We start from the raw sequence: 20565 nt of genomic DNA, 5'->3' as shown, positions 1-20565 counted from the left end.
CCCGGCCGGGACGGGCACAGGATGGAAGTGAGGGGCGGGTCGCCGCGCGGGACGCGCGAAGAAGGGGATGGCGATCGTGGATCTCACACTGCGCCCGGGTACCGCCGATGACGCCGCGGAGTGCGGCCGGATCTGCTATGAGGCCTTCGCCGGCATCGCCGAGGAGCACGCCTTCCCACCCGACTTCCCGAGCCCCGAAGTGGGTGTCGCGATGATCGAGGGCGCCCTCACTCACCCCGAGTTCTACAGTGTCGTCGCCGAACTCGACGGGCGGATCGTGGGCAGCAATTTCCTCGACGAACGCTCGGCCGTCGTCGGGGTCGGACCCATCACCGTCGACCCCACCATGCAGAACGCGGGCGTGGGCCGCCGGCTCATGCGGGACGTCATGGACAGGGCCACCGAGCGCGGGGCACCCGGCATCCGGCTCCTGCAGACCGGCTATCACAACAGGTCGTTCTCGCTGTACGTGAGCCTGGGCTTCGTCCACCGGGCCACGCTGGCCTGTGTCCAGGGACCGCCGCTGCGGGAAGCGATGCCCGGGTACGCGGTGCGGGAGGCCACGGACGCGGACCTCGGCGCCTGCAACGACGTGTGTCGGCAGGTCCACGGCGTCGACCGCGGCGGCGAGGTCGCCGATGCGCTCAAACAGGGCACCGCCCGGGTCGTGGAGCGCGCCGGACGCGTCACCGGCTACGCCACCGACCTCGCCTTCTTCGCGCACGCCGTCGGCGAGAGCACCCCGGACCTCCAGGCACTGATCGCGGCCGCCCCGCAGTTCCGCGGCCCCGGGATCCTCGTACCCACCAGCGACAGCGCACTGCTCAGGTGGTGCCTGTCCCACGACCTCAAGCTCGTCCAGCTGATGAGTCTGATGACCATCGGCCTGTATAACCAGCCCGACGGCGCCTACCTGCCCTCGATCCTCTACTAGTGCCTGCCGGGCCCGTCACGCCGCGGACGTCGGGTCCACCGTCGCCTGGTGAGCCTCCACCAGGTGTTCCTCCGCCTTCAGCCAGGGCAGGAACTGGGCATTTCTGCGCCAGCCGCAGGTGTCGCATCTGATCGTGCGCTGCACACCCGTGCGGAGCACGCGCACCACATGCTCCCGGCCGTGCTGGTCCCAGCGGCTGACCTTGCTCGTGTCGATCCGTGTCATGGCGCCCTCCCGCGTCGAGTGATCCGGCGTTCCGGTCTGCTCGCAGCAAGGAGTGTGCAGCAAGACCAACATCAACAGGGATTCCCCGGGGACGAGTTCTCAGTCGCGGACGGGGCCGACGAGCGCGCGGCCGTACGGCGACCTGCACGGCAACCTGCCGATATATACCGGGAGATGGGCGCAAGGGCCCTGCTAGGGTGCGCCGATGTCATCGATCAGGCAGGTCCAGGTCACGTTCGACTGCGCGGAGCCCGAGCGGGTGGCCCGCTTCTGGTGCGAGGTTCTGGGGTACGTCGTACCGCCGCCGCCGGAGGGGTTCGCGACGTGGGGAGACTATGAGCGCACCCTGCCGCCTGAACGCCGGGGCGCGGGATTCGTCTGCGGTGATCCCACGGGTGTGGGCCCGCGGCTGTATTTCCAGCGCGTCCCCGAAGGCAAGGTCGTCAAGAACCGGGTGCACCTCGACGTGCGGGTCGGCACCGGACTCGTGGGCGAGGAACGCCTGGCCGCGCTCGAAGCCGAGTGCGTACGCCTGGTCGCGCTCGGCGCCACCCGCGAGCGCGTGCTGCTCGCCGATGAGTACGACGAGTCGTGCATCGTGATGCAGGACATCGAGGGCAACGAGTTCTGTCTCGACTGACTCGACTGAGGGGACCCGAGTCGCAGACTCGGCCCGCACCGTACCGGCACCGGGCCTGGCTTGGTCGGCCCGCTGCTGTCAGGCACCGGCACCGGCGACCGCCGGGCCCGGGAGCCGTTCCGGACTCAGCCGCTCGTCCCGACGGTCTGCCGCACCTCCGCCGGCTCCAGCCGCTCTGCGGTCCGTTCGGCGGTGCCCCGGGCCCACCGCCCGCTCGTCACCGCCCCCAGCGCCAGCACCGCGAAGCCGCACACCACGAGGACCCACCAGCCCGGCCGCGCCGCGGACACGAACGCCTCGCGGTAGGAGGACGAGCCGACGCCCGAGGCGAGCACCGCGCCCACCACCGCGACCCCCAGCGTCTGGCCCAGCTGCCGGCTCGTGGAGGCGACCGCGGCGGCCACACCCGCCTGGGCGCGCGGCATGCCGGACACCGCCGTGTTGGTGATGGGCGCGTTGACGAATCCGAAGCCGATGCCGAAGAGGACGTAGCCGGCGAAGAGCGTGACGTTCGAGGTCTCTGCCTCGAACGCGGCGAACAGGACCCCGCTCGTCGTCATCGCGAAGCCCGCGATCAGCAGCGGCAGGCGGGGGCCACGCGTGCCCACCAGGCGTCCCGACAGCGGCGCACACAGGAACGTCGGGACCGCCATGGGCAGCATCCACAGCCCCGCCTCCAGGGCGCTCAGGCCCCGTACGTTCTGCAGGTACAGCGTCGACAGGAACAGGAAGCCGCCGAGCGAGGCGAACGCGCTGATCGCGATGACCGTCGCCCCGCTGAACGGCGCCGAACGGAAGAAGCGCAGGTCGATCAGCGGTTCCTTGCGGCGCGGCTCGTAGACGAGCAGTCCCGCCAGGGCGGCCAGGGCGACGACGGCCAGCGGTGCGACGGACCGGAACGGAGTGCTCGGCGCCTCGATGATCGCGTACGTCAGGGAGCCGAACAGCATGATCACCAGCACCTGCCCGACCGGGTCGGGGCGGCGGGCGCGCGGAGCGCGGGACTCGGGGACGAAGCGCAGGGTGAGCAGCAGGGCCGCCAGACCCACCGGCAGGTTGATCCAGAAGATGGAGCGCCAGCCGACGGAGTCGACCAGCAGACCCCCGACCAGCGGGCCGGCGGCCATGGAGATGCCGACGACCGCGCCCCAGGCGCCGATCGCCCGGGCCCGCTCGCGCGGGTCGGTGAACGTGTTGGTGATGATCGACATGGCGACCGGGTTCAGCATCGAGCCGCCCACCGCCTGCACCATGCGGAACGCGATCAGCGCCTCCAGGTTCGGTGCGAGGGAGCACAGCACCGAGCCGACGGTGAAGACGACCAGGCCCGCCATGAAGACCCGCTTGCGGCCGATCCGGTCGGCCGTGGAGCCCGCGAGCATCAGCAGCGAGGCGAGGACGAGCGTGTACGCGTCGATGGTCCACTGCAGGCCCGAGGTGCTCGCGTGCAGGTCCTGCTGCATGGACGGCAGGGCCACGTTCAGGACCGTGTTGTCGAGGCTCACGATCAGCAGGCTCATGCAGCAGATCGCGAGCACCAGCATGCGGCGGCGGTGACTGAGCTCGGGCATGCGGACCATCGTACGCCGACTTCGATAGTGTTGCTAACTAATGAATTTTGCCATCTCATTGCACGGCACAATGGAGGCATGTCCACGCCCCTGGAGATCGGCCCGCACACCGTCCAGCCGCCCGTCGTCCTGGCCCCCATGGCCGGGATCACCAACGCGCCCTTCCGCACCCTGTGCCGGGAGTTCAGCGGCGGCAAGGGCCTGTTCGTCAGCGAGATGATCACCACCAGGGCGCTGGTCGAGCGCAATGAGAAGACCATGCAGCTCATCCACTTCGACGAGTCGGAGCGCCCCCGGTCGATCCAGCTCTACGGTGTGGACCCGGCGACCGTCGGCAAGGCCGTCCGCATGATCGCGGAGGAGGACCTCGCCGACCACATCGACCTGAACTTCGGCTGCCCCGTGCCCAAGGTCACCCGCAAGGGCGGCGGCTCCGCGCTGCCGTACAAGCGGAACCTGCTGCGGGCCATCCTGCGCGAGGCCGTCAGCGGCGCCGGCGACCTGCCGGTGACGATGAAGATGCGCAAGGGCATCGACGACGACCACATCACCTTCCTCGACGCCGGCCGGATCGCCGTCGAGGAGGGCGTCACCGCCATCGCCCTGCACGGCCGCACCGCCGCCCAGCACTACGGCGGCACCGCCGACTGGGACGCCATCGCCCGGCTGAAGGAGCACGTGCCGGAGATCCCGGTGCTCGGCAACGGTGACATCTGGTCGGCCGAGGACGCCCTGCGCATGGTGCGCGAGACCGGCTGCGACGGGGTGGTCGTGGGCCGCGGCTGCCTGGGGCGGCCCTGGCTCTTCTCCGACCTGGTCGCCGCCTTCGAGGGCCGCACCGAGGACATCGCCCGCCCCGCCCTGCGCGAGGTCGCCGACGTCATGGTCCGGCACGCCGCCCTGCTCGGGGAGTGGATCGGCGACGAGGCCCGTGGCGTGATCGACTTCCGCAAGCACGTCGCCTGGTACCTGAAGGGCTTCGCGGTCGGCTCCGAGATGCGCAAACGCCTCGCGATCACCTCGTCCCTGGAGGAACTGCGCTCCGGTCTGGACGAGCTGGACCTCGACCAGCCCTGGCCCACCGGCGCCGACGGGCCCCGGGGCCGCACGTCCGGCAACAACCGCGTGGTGCTGCCGGACGGCTGGCTGAAGGACCCCTACGACTGCGCCGGGGTCGGCGAGGACGCCGAGCTCGACACCTCGGGCGGCTGATCAGCCCTTGGAGGGGTGCGGTGTGGAGCCGAACGCCTTCAGGAAGCGGTCGCGGAAGGAGCTCATCTTCCACACGGGCGCGTCACGGTCGGGCTTGAGGCCTTCCGTCCAGTTCCAGCCGGCGACCTTGTCCAGGACCTTCGGGTCCTTGGCGACGATCGACACCGGCACGTCCCGGCCGGCGCCGTTCCCGCTGACCCGGGCGATGGGCTGGTGGTCGCCGAGGAAGACCAGGACGGTGTCGTCGGTGCCGTAGCGCTCCAGCCACTGGGTGAGGCTGGTGACCGAGTACTGGATGGACTTGCCGTACTCCTCGCGGGACTTGGTGGTGTCGGTGAGGACGTCCGACGCCTTTTTGCCGGCCTTCTGGATCGCGTCGAAGACCGAGCCGTCGCCGAGTTCGTCCCAGCCGACCATCTTCGGGATGGGCGCCCAGGGCTGATGGCTGGAGGTCAGGATGACGAACGACATCAGCGGCTTGTCGCGCTTCTTCCCGTGCACCTGACGCTGGAACGCCTCCAGCGCGTACTGGTCGGGCATGGTCGACCAGCTGAACTTCGGGCCCCGGTAGCCCAGGTCCCGGGAGTCGTAGAGCGTGTCGAGGCCGTACCACTTCTCCTCCGGCCAGCCCTTCTGCACGCCCGGCATGACGCCGACCGTGTCCCAGGCGCCGGTCTTCTGGAAGGCCTTGGTGAGGGTGAGGTGGTCGCCGGCGCTGACCGTGCGGTAGCGCCGCTGGTTGTCGATCCACAGGCCGGACATGGTCGTGGAGTGGCCGAGCCAGCTGCTGCCGCCGTACGTCGCCGAGGTCAGCCAGCCGCTGCGCGCGGCGAAGCCGGCCTTCTCCAGGGCCTTGGTGCTCGTGTCGAGGGTCCGGTCGACGCCCGGTGCCATGATCGGGTCCTCGACGGCGCTGCGGCCGTAGCTCTCGATGAACGTGAAGATCACGTCCTTGCCGCGCAGGTCCGGGAGCAGCTGTCCGGGTGGGGTGTTGCCGAAGGTGTCCGCCTTGGACTGCTGCACGAACGCGGCCTCGTCCCGCAGCGACTCCACCGTCCGCTGCGCGTGCACCCGGAGGGCTCCGGCCCCGCGCTCGGAGGCGATCGGCCCGCCGAACAGGGTCAGGCCCAGCGCGGAGCAGGTGACCCAGACGGTGCCGGCGATCAGGGTGCCCTTGGTCGCCCGCACCCGGTGGCGGGCCAGCACGGTGGAGAGCCGGATCGTCGCCGCGACCATGACGGCCGCCACGAGCAGCACGAGCACGACCGCGCCGACGGTGACGGCGGTCGCGACGCCCCCGCCCAGCGTGTCCTCGACGTAGGCCTGCGCGTCGGGCAGCAGATCCCAGTCGAGCGCGGCGTTGAAGCCCCGGCCCAGGTATTCGTTGAACCCCATGTCGAGCAGGTTCACCGTGGTCAGGGCGGTGAGACCGAGCCCGTACAGCACCGCCGCCACCAGCCGGGGCCGGTGGGGCAGCGCCAGCACGACGACGGCCCCGATGACCGCCTCGGCCGGGATCCGCGCGAAGCTGACCGCTTTGAGGGCGGGGAGGGTGTTCGGCAGGAGCAGGGACCCGAGGACCAGGGCGGCGGCGAGGGCGGTGGTGGTCAGGTGGAGCGCGCGGGCCGCGCGGGGGTGCCGGGTGCGCCAGGCGCGCAGGCGGGTGAGGCGGTGGCCGAGGGAGGTTCGTGAGGCCTCCGGGGCCGGACCGGACGCCGCCGTCGCCCCTCTCTCGCCCTCCTCCCGCTCCCCGCCCGCCGGCTCGTCCTCGGCCTCGGGTACGCCGTCACCCGGCTGTGACGACCCGCTGAAGCGTGTGAAGACAGGCACCCGGAGGTCCTTCCCGTTCAAAGCCCGGTGAGGTGGCGGACCCGCGTGGGGGTGCGGGTCCGCCACCGTTCCGTACGGGGCACTCCTCGGGTGTGTTCAGCCCGCCGGGCCAGCGCTCGGCAAACACCCGGCAAACGGCGGGCCAACCAGCCCTCAGACCACACCGACCGCCGTGAGCAGCGCCAACGGGGCGGACGCGGACCGGGATTCACGCACGCAGGCGTGCGGGTACGGCACCGGCTCGGGGTGGGTGTCGCGGCCGTAACCCGCGAGGACCTCCGGGAGCCGGTGGCCGGTGGCGCCCGCCGCGTCGACCAGGCCGTGGGCGATCGTGCGGGCCTCGTCGTGCAGCCCGTAGCGGGCCAGGCCCAGTGCGATCAGCGCGTTGTCGTGCGGCCAGACCGAGCCGCGGTGGTAGGAGAGCGGGTGGTACGCCGGCTGCCCGGCCGCGAGGGTGCGCACGCCCCAGCCGGAGAAGAAGTCAGGTTCGAGCAGCCGCCGGCCGACGAGTTCGCCGTGCTCCTTGTCCAGCAGCCCCGACCACAGCAGGTGCCCGGCGTCGGAGGCCAGCGCGTCGACCTGCTCGCCCCTGCCGTCGAGCGCGAGGGCGGGGAAGGAGTGCTCCGGCATCCAGAAGTCGCGCCGGAAACGGTCGCGCAGGTCGCCGGCCGCCTGCTCCAGCAGATGCGCGTAGGTCGTGTCCTGCCACACCGTGCGGGCCAGGCCCGCCGTGCGGCGCAGGGCGTCGTAGGCGTAGCCCTGCGCGCCCGCCGCCGTCACCGGCCCGTGCGGGCGGGTGCCCTCGGCGGAGCAGATGGCGCCGGGGGAGTCCTTCCAGTTCTGGTTGGCGAGGCCGCCCTGGTCGGCGCGGTAGACGAGGTAGCCGCGCGAGGTCAGGCCGCCGTGGTCGAGCATCCAGCCGACGGCGGCGCGGGCGTGGCGTTCGAGGCGGCGGGCCGGGCCGGTGTCGCCGGTGTGCTCGGTGTACGCGCCGAGCAGCACGAGGAACAGCGGGGTGGCGTCGACCGAGCCGTAGTAGCGGCCGTAGGGGACCTGGCCGAAGTGGGCCAGTTCGCCGTGGCGCACCTCGTGCACGATCTTGCCGGGCTGGGCGATCCCGTCGGCGCTGCTCCCGGTGGCCTGGGTGGCGGCGAGCGCCAGCAGGGTGGCGGCGGCCGGCGCCGGGCGGTAGGGCAGGGCGAACAGCGAGGTCAGCAGGGCGTCCCGGCCCAGCAGCGTCAGGAACCAGGGTGCGCCGGCGGCCGGGACGCGCAGTTGCTCGCCGTCCGGGCCGGTCGCCGGCACCTGGAGCGCGGCCAGGTCGGCGAGACCCCGGGTGCAGGCGGCGGCCAGCTCGGGCCAGCCGGTGGGAAAGGCCACGCCCTGCGTGAACTCGCCCTCGCGGGCCCGCAGTCGCTGCCGGACGGCGGCCGGGGAACTGGGCACGCGCAGGGCGCGCCGGTCGCCGTGCGGGCGGGCCATGACCCGCAGGGTCAGCTCGGCGGTGCCGTGCGGTGCGAGGTCCAGGGTCCAGGCCAGGCGGCGGGCGCCGGTGCCGGTCTCCTCCACGGCGTCCGGCTGGGGGGCGGCCGTCACGGTCGTGACGGAGTGCCACTCGCCGCGCCGGTAGGCGAACTCCACGCCGTGCGGGAGCACGTGGCGGGAGCGGACGGCACCGGCCTTGGTGTAGGTGCGGTGGTCGGAGCGCAATTCGAACTGGTCGGTGAAGTCGGCGTCGGCGGTGATCGCGAGGTGGACCGTCGTCGGCACCGGGCGGTTGCTGGTGACGCGCAGCGACTCCACGAACGAGGAGTCCCCGACGGCCTGTTCGCGGAAGAGCGTGTACGCGGGCGGTTCGTCGCGGCCGCCGCGGGGGACGAGCACACAGCGCGCTGTGTCCCCGTCGGCCACCGGCGTCAGGGTGTCGGGCACCGCCCCGTCGACGGTAAGCTGCCACCGGCTCAGATGCCGGGCGTCCCGTACGAACATGCCGTCCGGGGCGCTGCCGCCCCGGTAGCCGCTGATGTCGCCGCGGTCGCCGACGGCGGCGAACGTCCGGCCGTGCACGAGCAGATGATGCCGGTCCGTCATCACCGGTCCCCTTCCATGATCGCCGTGAGGCCGTTCCTGCCCCGTGCGGGCCGGTCGTGCAGAAGATCGAGCGTGAGCGCGGCACTCCAGCCGAAGCCGGTGACACCGCAGGCCTGTGCCGTGTACGGGTCGACGTACTCCGCGAAGCCGGAGGCGCCGGCGGTGTGCAGCATGCCCTTGCGCAGGGCGTCGGCCCGGCCGCGCTCGCCGTGCAGCCGCAGCCCGCGCTCCAGCAGCCAGTTGGTGTTGAACCAGGCCGGGCCGCGCCAGTAGCGGTGCGGGTCGAAGGCGTCGCCGAGGAGGTCGTAGCTCGGGACCAGGCGGGTCGTGCCGCCGAGGCCGAAGTGCGGGCCGCAGACCGTGCGGACCAGGGTGGCCGCGAGGTCGCCCGGCAGGCCCGGCAGCAGCAGGGGGACGAGCCCGGAGACACCGCGCTCCGGGATCAGCTCCCCGGCGCGCACGTCCCGGCACAGGAACATCCCCGCCGCCGGGTCCCACAACCGCTCCACCAGGGCCGTCGTCAGGCGCTCCGCGCGGGCCTCCCGCGCCGGGCCGCGTGCACCCAACTCGTGGGCGATCCGCTCCAGGGCGTACTCGGAGGCGGCGAGCAGCGCGTTGAACGCCGGGTCCTCCACGGCGAAGTCGCCCGGGCCGTCGGCGTATCCGCGGTCCCGGTAGTCGGCCGCCAGGCGCACGTACCGCCCGTAGTCCAGATCCGTCGGCCGGTCCTCGGGGGCGCCGTGGTCGAGGTCGGCGCGGCGGAAGGAGCGGGCCGGGGCCGGAGCGACCCGGGACAACGGGCGGTCCCAGCAAGGGCTGTTGTCCATACCCTGCTCCCAGGGGTGCACGACGGACACCAGCCCGCCTCCGCCGAGGTCACGCCGGTGCAGGAGGTAGCCGTGCCAGGCGGCCAGCCGGGGGTACGCCCGGGCGAGGAAGCCGCGCGCCCTGGACAGGCCCGGGTCGGCGAGGTGCACCAGCCACGCGGCCAGCGCGTGCACCGGTGGCTGCACGATCCCGGAGGTCTGTACGGTGCGCGGGGCGCCCGCCGCACGCCCGGCGGTCGACGAGCGCCAGAAGTCGGGGCTCGGGAAGTAGGCGTCGAGGGGGACGGAGGGGTTGAAGACGATGTGCGGGATCCGCCCGTCCGCCCACTGGGCCGCCAGCAGCGTCTCCAGCTCCGTCTGGGCCCGTAACGGCGAGAGGTGCCGCAGGCCGATCGCGATGAACGCCGAGTCCCACGACCACTGGTGCGGATACAGGCCGCGCGAGGGCACGGTGGACGTGCCCGTCCAGTTGCCCTCCAACACCTGTGCGGCCCTGACCTGCAGGGAAGGTGGCGCGGCGGCCGGATCGTATGCGATCTCGCGTCCCGCGGGACGCGTGGTGAGCTGGGCGATGCGATCCACTCGGGGCTCTCCCAAAGACGTACGCCTGACCAGGATCGGCAGGGGCTACCGTAGGGTTACGTCTATTTAACACGCAAAACCCAATATGTAATGCAAGGTTGAGAAACGCAAGGGGGTGCGCATGACGGGACGTGTTCAGGCGAGCGCCGGCGATCTGCTCGAACTGGTGCGCAGTCGCCGCGCCGTGACAAGGGGTGCGCTCCAGCAGGCGACCGGACTGTCCCGGGCGACCGTCGGGCAGCGGCTGGACCGGCTCTTCCGCGCGGGCTGGCTGCGCGAGGGCGCCGGGGGGCCGGTGGACTCCCCGCTGGGCGGGCGGCCCTCCATCACCCTGGAGTTCGACGACGAGCACGCGGTGGTCCTCGCCGCCGACCTCGACACCCGGCACGCCCGGGCGGCCGTGCTGTCGCTGAGCGGCGAGATCCTCGCCGAGCACTCCGGCACCCTCATCGTCGAGGACGGGCCGGACGCCGTGCTCGGTGAACTGGGGCGCTGGTTCGCCGAGTTGCTGGTCAAGTCCGGGCGCGGGGCCGAGGCGGTCTGCGGGGCCGGGCTCGCGGTGCCCGGACCGGTCGACTCCGAGACCGGCCGCGTCGTCCAGCCGCCGATCATGCCCGGCTGGGACGGCTACGACATACGGGGCCGGCTGGCCCGGGCGCTCACCGAGCACGCGGGCGCCACCGGGGTGCCCGTCCTGGTGGACAACGACGCCAACCTCATGGCGTACGGCGAGCAGCGCGCCGGCCACCCCGACTGCTCCGCCTTCGTGCTGGTCAAGGTCTCCACCGGCATCGGCGCCGGGGTCGTGGTGGACGGCTCGGTCTTCCGGGGCGTCGACGGCGGCGCGGGCGACATCGGGCACATCCGGGTGCCGGAGGGCGCCGAGGCGCTGTGCCGGTGCGGCTCGTACGGCTGTCTGGCCGCCGTCGCGAGCGGTGGCGCGGTGGCGCGGCGGCTGGCGGAGGCGGGGGTGTCGGCGGCCTCCGGCTCGGACGTGCGGGACCTGCTGGCGGCCGGGCACCCCGAGGCGGTCGGACTCGCCCGCGAGGCCGGGCGCCGGGTCGGCGAGGTCCTCGCGACCGTCGTGACCCTGCTCAACCCCGGCGTCCTGATGATCGCCGGGGATCTGGCCGGAACCCCCTTCCTGACGGGCGTGCGCGAGCTGCTGTACCAGCGGGCGCTGCCCCGCTCCACCGCCCGCCTGGACGTGGTGACCGCACGGCTGGGTGAGCGGGCCGCGCTGGTCGGAGCCGGTGCGATGGTCGTGGAGCACCTCTACGCGCCCGAGAGGGTCGAGGAGCGGCTGCGCGCGCTCGGGGTGTGACGGCCGCGTTCCGGTCCCGTGACGCGTCCGCATGGTGAAATCCGGGCGGCTGTGGCAGCGTGATTCTCGCCACCCCTGATAAGGGTTGCGCTCAGATGAGCGGATCTTGAGCGACTGCACTTCTCCAAAGGGTGGCACTGAGTGCCACCCTTTGATCGTTCATCGAGCGAAATCAAATGTGCGGAAACACCGCTCACATGAGCGCTCTATGGGCTCTAGGGAGGCACTTGCGTTCAAGAAGTGAAAACATGCGGCTGCGATCGCTTGCTCAGCCTTGACTTTCGATCCGCTGGCGGACGAGTGGTTACAGGCGCATGACGCACAAGTGGACGTACCCAGACGCCTTTGATCTGGGTATGTTCCTGCCCGTCAGGGCAGCCACCGCGTCCTCGAGGAGTCGAGACCCGTGTCGGAAAACAAAGATCTCCCGGTAGCCGAGCAGGCCGCGAGCGTTGAGGGCGTGAAGTTCGTCTACGACTTCACCGAAGGCAACAAGGACCTCAAGGACCTCCTCGGTGGCAAGGGCGCCAACCTCGCCGAGATGACCAACCTGGGCCTTCCCGTCCCGCCCGGGTTCACCATCACCACCGAGGCCTGCAAGGTCTACCTCGACAGCGGCGAGGAGCCGGCGGCACTGCGTGACGAGGTGAGTGCGCACCTCGACGCGCTGGAGGCCCGCATGGGCAAGAAGCTCGGCCAGGCCGACGACCCGCTGCTGGTGTCGGTGCGCTCGGGCGCCAAGTTCTCCATGCCCGGCATGATGGACACCGTCCTCAACATCGGGCTCTCCGACAAGTCCGTGCAGGGCCTCGCCAAGCAGGCCGGCGACGACCGCTTCGCGTGGGACTCCTACCGCCGCCTGATCCAGATGTTCGGCAAGACCGTCCTGGGCGTCGACGGCGAGCTCTTCGAGGACGCCCTGGAGGCGGCGAAGACCGCCAAGAAGGTCACGGTCGACACCGAGCTGGAGGCCGCGGACCTCAAGAAGCTCGTCACCAAGTTCAAGAAGATCGTCAAGACCGAGGCCGGCCGGGACTTCCCGCAGAGCCCGCGCGAGCAGATGGACCTCGCCATCCACGCGGTCTTCGACTCCTGGAACACCGACCGGGCCAAGCTCTACCGCCGCCAGGAGCGCATCCCGCACGACCTCGGCACGGCCGTCAACGTCTGCTCCATGGTCTTCGGCAACCTCGGCCCCGACTCCGGCACCGGCGTCGCCTTCACCCGCGACCCCGCCTCCGGCCACCAGGGCGTCTACGGCGACTACCTGCAGAACGCGCAGGGCGAGGACGTCGTCGCGGGCATCCGCAACACCGTGCCGCTCGCCGACCTGGAGCGGATCGACAAGAAGTCGTACGACCAGCTGATGCAGATCATGGAGACGCTGGAGAACCACTACAAGGACCTCTGCGACATCGAGTTCACCATCGAGCGCGGTGTGCTGTGGATGCTCCAGACCCGCGTCGGCAAGCGCACCGCGGGCGCGGCCTTCCGGATCGCGACGCAGCTGGTGGACCAGGGCCTGATCGACGAGGCCGAGGCGCTCACCCGCGTCAACGGCGCCCAGCTCGCGCAGCTGATGTTCCCGCGCTTCGACGAGGACGCGAAGGTCTCGCAGGTCGGCCGCGGTATCGCCGCCTCGCCCGGCGCCGCCGTCGGCAAGGCCGTCTTCGACTCCTACACGGCCGTCAAGTGGTCCCGTTCCGGCGAGAAAGTCATCCTGATCCGCCGCGAGACCAACCCCGACGACCTGGACGGCATGATCGCCGCCGAGGGCATCCTGACCTCCCGCGGCGGCAAGACCTCCCACGCGGCCGTCGTCGCGCGCGGCATGGGCAAGACCTGTGTCTGCGGCGCCGAGGAGCTTGAGGTCGACACCAAGCGCCGCCGGATGACCGTGCCGGGCGGGCACGTCGTCGAGGAGGGCGACGTCGTCTCCATCGACGGCTCCTCCGGCAAGGTCTACCTCGGTGAGGTACCGGTCGTGCCCTCCCCGGTCGTGGAGTACTTCGAGGGCCGGATGCACCCGGGCGCCGACGACGCCGACGAACTGGTCGAGGCCGTCCACCGGATGATGGCCTTCGCCGACCGCAAGCGCCGCCTGCGGGTGCGCGCCAACGCCGACAACGCCGAGGACGCGCTGCGCGCCCGCCGCTTCGGCGCCCAGGGCATCGGCCTGTGCCGCACCGAGCACATGTTCCTCGGCGACCGGCGCGAGCTGGTGGAGCGGCTGATCCTGGCCGACACGCAGGCCGAGCGCGAGGAGTCCCTCAAGGAACTGCTCCCGCTCCAGAAGCAGGACTTCGTGCAGCTCTTCGAGTCGATGGACGGCCTCCCGGTCACCGTCCGCCTCCTGGACCCGCCGCTGCACGAGTTCCTCCCGGACATCACCGAGCTGTCCGTGCGCGTGGCCCTCGCCGAGTCCCGCCAGGAGCCGCACGAGAACGAACTGCGCCTCCTCCAGGCCGTGCACCGGCTGCACGAGCAGAACCCGATGCTGGGCCTGCGCGGTGTGCGCCTCGGCCTGGTCATCCCCGGCCTGTTCACCATGCAGGTCCGGGCCATCGCCGAGGCCGCGGCCGAGCGCAAGGCCGCCAAGGGCGACCCGCGCGCCGAGATCATGATCCCGCTCGTCGGCACGGTCCAGGAGCTGGAGATCGTCCGCGAGGAGGCCGACAAGGTCATCGCCGAGGTCGAGGCGGCCTCCGGTGCGCAGCTCAAGCTGTCCATCGGCACGATGATCGAGCTGCCGCGCGCCGCCCTGACCGCCGGTCAGATCGCCGAGGCCGCGCAGTTCTTCTCCTTCGGCACGAACGACCTGACGCAGACGGTGTGGGGCTTCAGCCGGGACGACGTGGAGGCCTCGTTCTTCACGGCGTACCTGGAGAAGGGCATCTTCGGCGTCTCCCCGTTCGAGACGATCGACAAGGACGGCGTCGGCTCCCTCGTGAAGCTGGCCGCCAAGGCCGGCCGCGAGACCCGCCCCGACCTCAAGCTCGGCGTCTGCGGCGAGCACGGCGGCGACCCCGAGTCGGTCCACTTCTTCCACGAGGTCGGACTCGACTACGTCTCCTGCTCCCCGTTCCGCATCCCGGTGGCCCGCCTGGAAGCGGGCCGGGCGGCGGTCCAGTCCCAGGGCAGCGACCACCGCTAGCCGGGGCCCACAGAACCCGGAGCCGTCGACGGTCCCCGACCACCCTCACCGATCGCGGCGGCTCCGGTGCACGGAGAAGAGCGGGGCGGCACCTTGTGCGGAGGTGCCGCCCCCTCGTGCATCATCTGCGGCGACTGTCAAGCTATGTCGCTGACCAGCGGGAATGGCGCTTGGTGGCGTTGATTGCCGCTGAACATGCGTGAGACCGTTGTGCCCTCGTTGTGCCCTGCACATGAGGCTAGGGTTCGTCACAAGCCGTCACTTCAGGATCCCCCGACCCCGGAGCTGACTCTCGGTCTTGCTGGACCAGGCGGGACGAAATGGAACAACGAGCGGCTTGCAAGCGGGGCTTAGGCGGGGGCATATGCAGTCTCCTGCTCGTAGCGCAGTCTGTACGGGGGTGACCCGCACAGGCGCCTCGGGCCGCTCCTACGGTCCATGACCTGGTCTACGTGCGGTCCACACCTGCCCATGTGCTGAACACCTAGGCGCGCCCGGCCGTGGCCGGCACCGCGGGAACACCGGGCCGTTTTGGATGCACTGCTGCGCATGTGCATCCAACCATGCAAGGATTTGCAGACGATCAGGTGCGAGACAGGGCGGGGGCACGTTGTCTGAACAACCGGAGCTGACGGCCGCAGAGCTTGTGGTCACGGTGCCGCAACCCGATGACTGGGGAGCCAACACACTTGATCGATACGACTGGCAAGCGTCCATGGCCGCAGCAGACGGGTTGGAGCTATACCGCCAGGCCCTCGGCGCTGACAAACGACTACAGGATGGCGAATCTCGAAGAGTCCTCTGCGAGTACCACGAGGACTGGGTAGCCCTCCACGGCGACGCCGCAGAGCTCGTCTCTGCGAAGCATCGAGACGCGTCTGCTGACGCCTACCGAACAGTGAACCAGCTGGCTCACGAGGGGGGCCTCGCGCACCTCTTTCTCAGGTGGCGAGCATTGCAGGAGAAGCCAACTTGCCGACTTGCGACGTCTGGCGGACTCGCACGAGGCGACGCACAGGAGTTCGAAGCAGCAGTTCGAGCCTTACGGGAAGTCCGTCTCTCAGGGCACCAGGTTGGCGTCACGGACGAACATCGACCAGCAATCGAGAAATTTTGCTCCGCCATCCATGCAAATAGCGGAAAACACCTCCCTTCAGACTGGGTCGAGGGCAGCGAGGGCGAAGTTTCCTTGGAGGATCAGCGGGAGCAGGTAGCTCGATTTATCTCCATGCTGACCATTGAATCCGAGCTTACGAGACGAGCAGATATCGGGTTTGCGGCTCCTACAAAATGCGCGAAGCCCGTCGTTGATCTTCTCGGCTTTGACGTGCCTTGCGAGGCCGTCTGGAATGCCGTGTACGGCCTCTTTTTTACTCGCATGAAGGCGGCTGGTCCGCGAAGTAATGCAATCATTTCCCCCGTGCTGGCTTTCGCGAGCGGTTCGCAACCCCCGACCTCGACTGACAGGGAACGTGAACTCGCATCACGGATCGTGACAATGCAAGATATAGATCTTGCCATCATGACTGCCGTAGCTAACCCGTCGGCCTATGGGTCGCTGAGCTCACCCATACGGCTGAGTCGGTCTGCCGTCAAAATGCGGAAGGGAAGATGCTCAGACAACAGTATTGAGCGGGGAGAGCAGCTCAGAAGGGACTTTCAGCGGTACTGGCGCAGCCGCCTAAGCGGAGACCCTACCGCGCTTGCCGAGCGCGAAAAATTGCGTCGACTCCTGTTGCGCGTAAGTGACAGGTCGGACACGCCGGCGCTGCGCTCCAAAGCTGAATGGGGAGCCGATTTCTGGATCGCCCTTCAAGAAGCGCTCGACAATGTTCCTGAGAACCAGCTTCCAGCCGGAATGGATCCCGACCTCCTGTTGGGGGGGATCAGCGAGCTGACCAATGAGTGCAAAATTTGGTTTAGTGAAGTCTTTGACGTAGCAGTGGAGATTAATAGGCTCCGCGAGCAAAATCGAGGGAGTGCAGCATGAGCATCACATACGATGACCTAGATACTGCACTGCTTCGTGACGATTTGGCCTACCATCAAGCTCGCGTCCTGCTGCTAGTGACTGCGGTATCTAAAGCAGCAGGGCATGCACGAAAACTAGATGGTCTGACAAAGTTGGCCAAGCTTGACTTCCTGCTCAGGTATCCGGCCTTAGCTCCCACGGTGCTTGAAGGACTTTCAGAGTCCGACCCTCGCTTAAATCTTTCACGAGAGGAACTCGAAGCACCTACAGAGGTAGAAGCGCCCATGGTGCGCTATAAGTATGGCCCTTGGGACGATCGTTACTATGCGATTATTGGTGCACTGGTTGGGCGAGGACTTCTGAAGTATGTAAAAGGTCGCAAGGGTAGCGTTGCGCTATCGCCCACAAGAGAGGGGAAAGTCCTTGCTGAAGGTATGGCGCAGGTTGGCGATTGGAGGGCCCTAGCTGAGCGCAGCGAGGCGATCGCAGATGCTACATCAGGCATGACCGGTAACACTATTAAAGAATTGATCTATGAAAAGCTCGCTACTTTGATGGATCGTCCGCATCGGCAGGTAATCCAGTGACTCTCAAATTCCGCCTCCACGCCGTGAGCTTGCACACGACGGAAGGTACTGTCAGTTACGAATTTGGATCCGATCTCACCGTACTCGAAGGCCCTACAGGAGTGGGAAAGACGACCCTCCTGGAATTGATCAGGTACGGGTTTGCCGCAGGAGAGCCTCGCCTCGCCACAGTTGCTACAGAGGCCGTGCACGACGTCGCGATTGATATCTCTATCGGTGGCGATGAGTATCTGGTTACACGCAGCCTTGATAGGCTGAAAAGCAAGAATGTTCGCATTGTTGATAAACGTACTGGCGAACGCCTTCCTGATCTCCCGGTCGATGGAGAGTTGAGTTTCAATACATTTTTGCTGGAAAAGCTCGGCCTCCCTGACGACATCAAGGCACCAGCGCAGAAGGGGAAGAGCAGCAAAGCTGGCAGTCGAGTAACTTTCGGCGACATTTTCAAGTATGTGTACATCCCGCAGTATGCAATTAACCGGGACATCGCAGATAGCAGGGAGGGGTACTACGACCCGAAAAGGAAAGCGGTATTTGAGCTGCTCTTCAAGCTGACTGATCCTGAGATTCTGGCTATGCAGTCACGAGTCAATGTGCTGAATGGAGAAATCGACAACGCGGACTCGCATCTGAATACGATTCTGGATTTCCTGCGCGACAGTAACACGAGCAGTCGAGAAGAAGTCGAACAAAATCTGCAAGAAGCTGTAGCAGAGCAAGAGGCCGCCCGGGAAGAGTTGAACTTGCTCCGGGAGGAACTCGATCCCGTGATTGACCGGCAGACTCAAACCTACCGGGATCTCTTGACGGACGCAGAGAGGTCATTAGCTGAAGCTCGTGCTGCCGCTCAAGATCTTGCCCGAGAACGCGATGAAATTGGCCTGGAGCGACGGCGAGTCAAGGCCGACTATGCCCGCCTTGCCCGCATGCGGGACGCCGGCGCCAGATTGGCCAACATCGAGTTCACCGTGTGCCCTCGCTGCATGCAGTCTTTGAGTAATCGCACTGTCGAGGAAGACAGGTGCCGCCTGTGCTTGCAGCCGGACCCAGTTTCACCCGAGCGTGCCGCTGATAGCTACGAGCTGCAGCAGCTTGAGCTGCAACTGGACGAAATGGATGCACAGAGGGAGGCGACGGAGCAGCAGTTCGAGAAAGCCCAACGGGCCATTACCGACCGCGAGTCGCTGATTAAGCATCTCACCGAGACCTTGGAAGCGAGGACTTCGCAGCGTGTTACTCCTAGACTGCAAGCATTCAGCGACGCCTCGGATCGGATGGCGACTGCCCGTACACGACAGGAAAGCTTCGAGGTAGCACTCCAGCAGTGGGACCGCGTCGAAGACATTGCGGGGCAGGTCAGACAGCTTCGATCAGAGCAAGATAGGTTGAAGGCAAGTATCGCAACACGCAAGGCCGCTCTGGCTATCCATCGGAACTCTGTATGCAATCGAATCGAGGAAGAGTTCCGTGAGACCGTGACCAATCTCAACATTGCTACGGTTGAGTCCGCCGGTTTCGACCGAGAGAACTATCTACCGATCATTAATGGGAAGGTCTTCACGAAGACCCTGATGAGCGGTGGGGGCTCTATGACGGCGACTCAGATCGCCTACTGGGTATCGCTAGTCACCGTGGCGCGGGAAATGGACACTCGCTACCCATCCATGCTGATCATCGACGGGCCCCGTTTGGCGCTGAATACAGCAACCGAGACATGTGCTGCAATTTACAAGCGACTCCTCAAGGGGGTCGCAGAAGATCCCGGTGCCGTTCAGTTCCTAGTCTCTGACAACGAACTTCCAGACGACTACGAGGGTGACTTCGCACGCGTCGAGTTCGACTACGAGAACCCGACCGTCGCTACGATTCGGCATCCAGGTGAAGGGCAAGTAGAGGTAATCGCCTCAGCTGAGGACTGAACCTTGGTCGCGACGCGCCGACCAACACTCTTCTGATCTGAGCTGGTTGCCTCGTAGGAGGAAGCCGAATCTCGTCCGGCTCATATACGGGGAACCGGGCGAGGGTCGTGGATTGTGATCAGTCTCAGGGCATCGGCAGCAGGCGGTCATCATGGGAAGCTTGACCCTGATGAAGCTCAGGCGGAGAGAGGGAGAGTGGGTGTCACAGCAGGCGAGCCCTCGGGGAACCTTCTTGAAGATCGCGGATGTGCTGCGAGCTCAGATCGAGTCGGACCCGAACATGAGCGAGCTGCCGTCGGCCGCAGAACTCATGCGTGACCACGGAGTCTCGCGGGGTGTCGCGCTTCGGACGTTCGGAGTCCTTCAGAAGGAGGGGATCGTAGAGTCGGTACCCGGTGGTCGCTGGAGGGTGATCAGGTCGGACCGGCGAGAGGACTGCCGCCCTCTGGTGGACCGGATTGCCGAAGTCATCACTACAGACGGGCTTGAGGTCGGAGCGCAGTTTCCCAGCACCTCCGCATTGGCCACGCGGTTCGGCAGCTCGCGGCCCACGGTGAGCAAGGCCCTGGACAGGCTAGAAGCTGCCGGACTGCTTTCGGCGAGCCGCCAAGGAAAACCAAGGACGGTTCTGGCGCAGCCAGACCGAGAGGAGCGTTCCTAGCCTTGACCACAATGGGATTGGTCGAGTGGGCATACCCCCTCGCTGAGTCGTTGCTTGCTGACCCGCTGCCGCGTAGGTGGAAGCACTCGGTGGGGGTTGCTGAGCGGGCGCGCATCATCGCGCCCATCCTCGATGAGGACGCCGAGCTGCTAGAAGCCGCAGCGGTCCTGCACGACATCGGGTACTCACCCGATCTCGCCAAGACGGGCTTCCATCCGCTCGACGGCGCCCGCTACCTCCGAGACGTGGCCAACGCTGACGAACGGGTCGTGAACCTGGTCGCGCACCACTCCTGCGCGTGGATGGAGGCAGAGGCGCGAGGACTGCGCGAGGAGCTGGAGGGTGAGTTCCCCCGCGAGTCCGCGCACCTCAACGACGCCTTGTGCTTCTGCGACATGAACACCACGCCGGATGGCACGCCCACGAACCCCATCGACCGCGTGAACGAGATCGCTGGACGCTACGGGCCGGACAGCCTGATCGGTACGTTCATCCGCCGCGCCGAACCGGAGATCCTGGCGAGTACCTCCCGCGTGCTCGAACGTGTCGCCGCCGCAAAGCGTCAGCCGATGTAGGGAGTCGTCTGCCTCCGATCCATGGCGTGCTCGATCCGTAGCCGCATGGTGGGGTGGATGTCGAGTTCGGACAGGTCCGCTGGGGCGACCCAGCGGACCTCTGTCGTCTCGTTGCTCGTGCGCAGCTCGCCGCCCACCGGCCGTGCCCGAAAGCAGATGCTGAACTGCTGGCGGACCTCGCCATCGTCGTACTGCATTACGTGACCGGGGTCGGTGTAGATCCCGGACATGTCGACGACTTCGGCCTTGACACCGGTCTCTTCCCAGACCTCGCGCACCACAGTGTCGCTGATGGACTCCCCCACATCGTGCCCACCTCCCGGCAGCGCCCAGCGCCCGTTGTCCGAACGCTTGATCATGAGCACCTGCCCTGCATCGTTCTGCACCAACGCAACGACGGACGGCACAACCGAGTTGGCCGGCGGCGCAGCGGGGTCGTGCAGGTAGTCAATGCGTCCCAT

Annotated in this window: 16 protein-coding genes; 10 read left to right on the top strand and 6 right to left on the bottom strand. The window is 68.0% G+C overall.

Annotated features, from left to right (window positions below):
• Positions 1-67: 67 nt before the first annotated feature.
• Positions 68-934, top strand: coding sequence for a GNAT family N-acetyltransferase (locus RFN52_RS12965; RefSeq protein ID WP_184846154.1), 867 nt, complete (start codon positions 68-70; stop codon positions 932-934).
• 15 nt (positions 935-949) lie between these two features.
• On the opposite strand, the gene RFN52_RS12960 is transcribed toward RFN52_RS12965, so the two are convergent.
• Positions 950-1159 (bottom strand): hypothetical protein, encoded by a 210-nt coding sequence (locus RFN52_RS12960; protein ID WP_184846152.1) that lies wholly within the window; start codon positions 1157-1159, stop codon positions 950-952.
• A 205-nt stretch (positions 1160-1364) separates the two neighbouring features.
• Between RFN52_RS12960 and RFN52_RS12955 the strand changes: the two genes are divergently transcribed.
• A complete protein-coding gene (locus tag RFN52_RS12955) occupies positions 1365-1799 on the top strand; it encodes a VOC family protein (protein WP_184846150.1) in 435 nt (144 codons plus the stop codon).
• Between the two features lie 125 nt (positions 1800-1924).
• Here the strand turns inward: RFN52_RS12955 and RFN52_RS12950 are convergent, their stop codons facing one another.
• Positions 1925-3370 (bottom strand): MFS transporter, encoded by a 1446-nt coding sequence (locus tag RFN52_RS12950; RefSeq protein WP_184846148.1) that lies wholly within the window; start codon positions 3368-3370, stop codon positions 1925-1927.
• A gap of 78 nt (positions 3371-3448) precedes the next feature.
• Here RFN52_RS12950 and dusB point away from each other — a divergent pair, with 78 nt between their 5' ends.
• Complete coding sequence (gene dusB / locus RFN52_RS12945; RefSeq protein WP_184846147.1) at positions 3449-4582, top strand: tRNA dihydrouridine synthase DusB; 1134 nt, start codon at positions 3449-3451, stop codon at positions 4580-4582.
• Here dusB and RFN52_RS12940 read toward each other — a convergent pair whose 3' ends face one another.
• The 3 genes from RFN52_RS12940 to RFN52_RS12930 all read right to left on the bottom strand — a co-directional run bounded on the left by RFN52_RS12940 (position 4583) and on the right by RFN52_RS12930 (position 9912).
• Positions 4583-6412, bottom strand: a complete 1830-nt coding sequence (locus RFN52_RS12940; RefSeq protein WP_184846145.1) for a sulfatase-like hydrolase/transferase — start codon at positions 6410-6412, stop codon at positions 4583-4585. It lies immediately after the preceding gene.
• Positions 6413-6565: 153 nt separating this feature from the next.
• Positions 6566-8503: an amylo-alpha-1,6-glucosidase gene (locus tag RFN52_RS12935; RefSeq protein WP_184846143.1), complete on the bottom strand. Its 1938-nt coding sequence runs from the start codon at positions 8501-8503 to the stop codon at positions 6566-6568.
• A complete protein-coding gene (locus RFN52_RS12930) occupies positions 8503-9912 on the bottom strand; it encodes an MGH1-like glycoside hydrolase domain-containing protein (RefSeq protein WP_184846141.1) in 1410 nt (469 codons plus the stop codon). Before RFN52_RS12930 ends, RFN52_RS12935 begins: the two co-directional genes overlap by 1 nt.
• A gap of 121 nt (positions 9913-10033) precedes the next feature.
• Here RFN52_RS12930 and RFN52_RS12925 point away from each other — a divergent pair, with 121 nt between their 5' ends.
• The 7 genes from RFN52_RS12925 (at position 10034) to RFN52_RS12895 (ending at position 20104) form a co-directional block, all read left to right on the top strand.
• Positions 10034-11236, top strand: coding sequence for an ROK family transcriptional regulator (locus tag RFN52_RS12925; protein ID WP_184846139.1), 1203 nt, complete (start codon positions 10034-10036; stop codon positions 11234-11236).
• Positions 11237-11642: 406 nt separating this feature from the next.
• Positions 11643-14390: a pyruvate, phosphate dikinase gene (gene ppdK, locus RFN52_RS12920; protein WP_373308468.1), complete on the top strand. Its 2748-nt coding sequence runs from the start codon at positions 11643-11645 to the stop codon at positions 14388-14390.
• A gap of 1228 nt (positions 14391-15618) precedes the next feature.
• On the top strand, positions 15619-16380 hold the full coding sequence (locus RFN52_RS12915) for a hypothetical protein (RefSeq protein ID WP_184846138.1): 762 nt from the start codon (positions 15619-15621) through the stop codon (positions 16378-16380).
• Complete coding sequence (locus RFN52_RS12910) at positions 16377-16949, top strand: hypothetical protein (RefSeq protein WP_311240948.1); 573 nt, start codon at positions 16377-16379, stop codon at positions 16947-16949. Before RFN52_RS12915 ends, RFN52_RS12910 begins: the two co-directional genes overlap by 4 nt.
• Positions 16946-18868, top strand: coding sequence for an AAA family ATPase (locus RFN52_RS12905; RefSeq protein WP_184846136.1), 1923 nt, complete (start codon positions 16946-16948; stop codon positions 18866-18868). The genes RFN52_RS12910 and RFN52_RS12905 overlap by 4 nt, the downstream gene beginning before the upstream one ends.
• A 151-nt stretch (positions 18869-19019) precedes the next feature.
• Positions 19020-19529, top strand: a complete 510-nt coding sequence (locus tag RFN52_RS12900) for a GntR family transcriptional regulator (RefSeq protein ID WP_311240947.1) — start codon at positions 19020-19022, stop codon at positions 19527-19529.
• Between the two features lie 11 nt (positions 19530-19540).
• Complete coding sequence (locus tag RFN52_RS12895; RefSeq protein ID WP_184846134.1) at positions 19541-20104, top strand: HD domain-containing protein; 564 nt, start codon at positions 19541-19543, stop codon at positions 20102-20104.
• On the opposite strand, the gene RFN52_RS12890 is transcribed toward RFN52_RS12895, so the two are convergent.
• The gene (locus RFN52_RS12890) at positions 20092-20565 is read right to left on the bottom strand and encodes an NUDIX domain-containing protein (RefSeq protein WP_184846132.1); all 474 of its coding nucleotides are present in this window, start codon (positions 20563-20565) and stop codon (positions 20092-20094) included. The two genes, RFN52_RS12895 and RFN52_RS12890, sit on opposite strands and share 13 nt — an antisense overlap.

Origin of the sequence: Streptomyces collinus (genome assembly GCF_031348265.1) — a bacterium.
GTDB classification, from domain to species: Bacteria; Actinomycetota; Actinomycetes; order Streptomycetales; family Streptomycetaceae; genus Streptomyces; species Streptomyces collinus.
Note: the sequence above shows the minus strand (reverse complement) of the source record. Positions and strands in the feature narration are given on the sequence as shown.

Coding starts and splice junctions, on each gene's coding strand:
- RFN52_RS12965 (WP_184846154.1), top strand. CDS start 68: ATGGCGATCGTGGATCTCACACTGCGCCCGGGTACCGCCGATGACGCC.
- RFN52_RS12960 (WP_184846152.1), bottom strand. CDS start 1,159: ATGACACGGATCGACACGAGCAAGGTCAGCCGCTGGGACCAGCACGGC.
- RFN52_RS12955 (WP_184846150.1), top strand. CDS start 1,365: ATGTCATCGATCAGGCAGGTCCAGGTCACGTTCGACTGCGCGGAGCCC.
- RFN52_RS12950 (WP_184846148.1), bottom strand. CDS start 3,370: ATGCCCGAGCTCAGTCACCGCCGCCGCATGCTGGTGCTCGCGATCTGC.
- dusB (WP_184846147.1), top strand. CDS start 3,449: ATGTCCACGCCCCTGGAGATCGGCCCGCACACCGTCCAGCCGCCCGTC.
- RFN52_RS12935 (WP_184846143.1), bottom strand. CDS start 8,503: ATGACGGACCGGCATCATCTGCTCGTGCACGGCCGGACGTTCGCCGCC.
- RFN52_RS12925 (WP_184846139.1), top strand. CDS start 10,034: ATGACGGGACGTGTTCAGGCGAGCGCCGGCGATCTGCTCGAACTGGTG.
- RFN52_RS12915 (WP_184846138.1), top strand. CDS start 15,619: ATGCTGACCATTGAATCCGAGCTTACGAGACGAGCAGATATCGGGTTT.
- RFN52_RS12910 (WP_311240948.1), top strand. CDS start 16,377: ATGAGCATCACATACGATGACCTAGATACTGCACTGCTTCGTGACGAT.
- RFN52_RS12900 (WP_311240947.1), top strand. CDS start 19,020: ATGGGAAGCTTGACCCTGATGAAGCTCAGGCGGAGAGAGGGAGAGTGG.
- RFN52_RS12895 (WP_184846134.1), top strand. CDS start 19,541: ATGGGATTGGTCGAGTGGGCATACCCCCTCGCTGAGTCGTTGCTTGCT.
- RFN52_RS12890 (WP_184846132.1), bottom strand. CDS start 20,565: ATGGGACGCATTGACTACCTGCACGACCCCGCTGCGCCGCCGGCCAAC.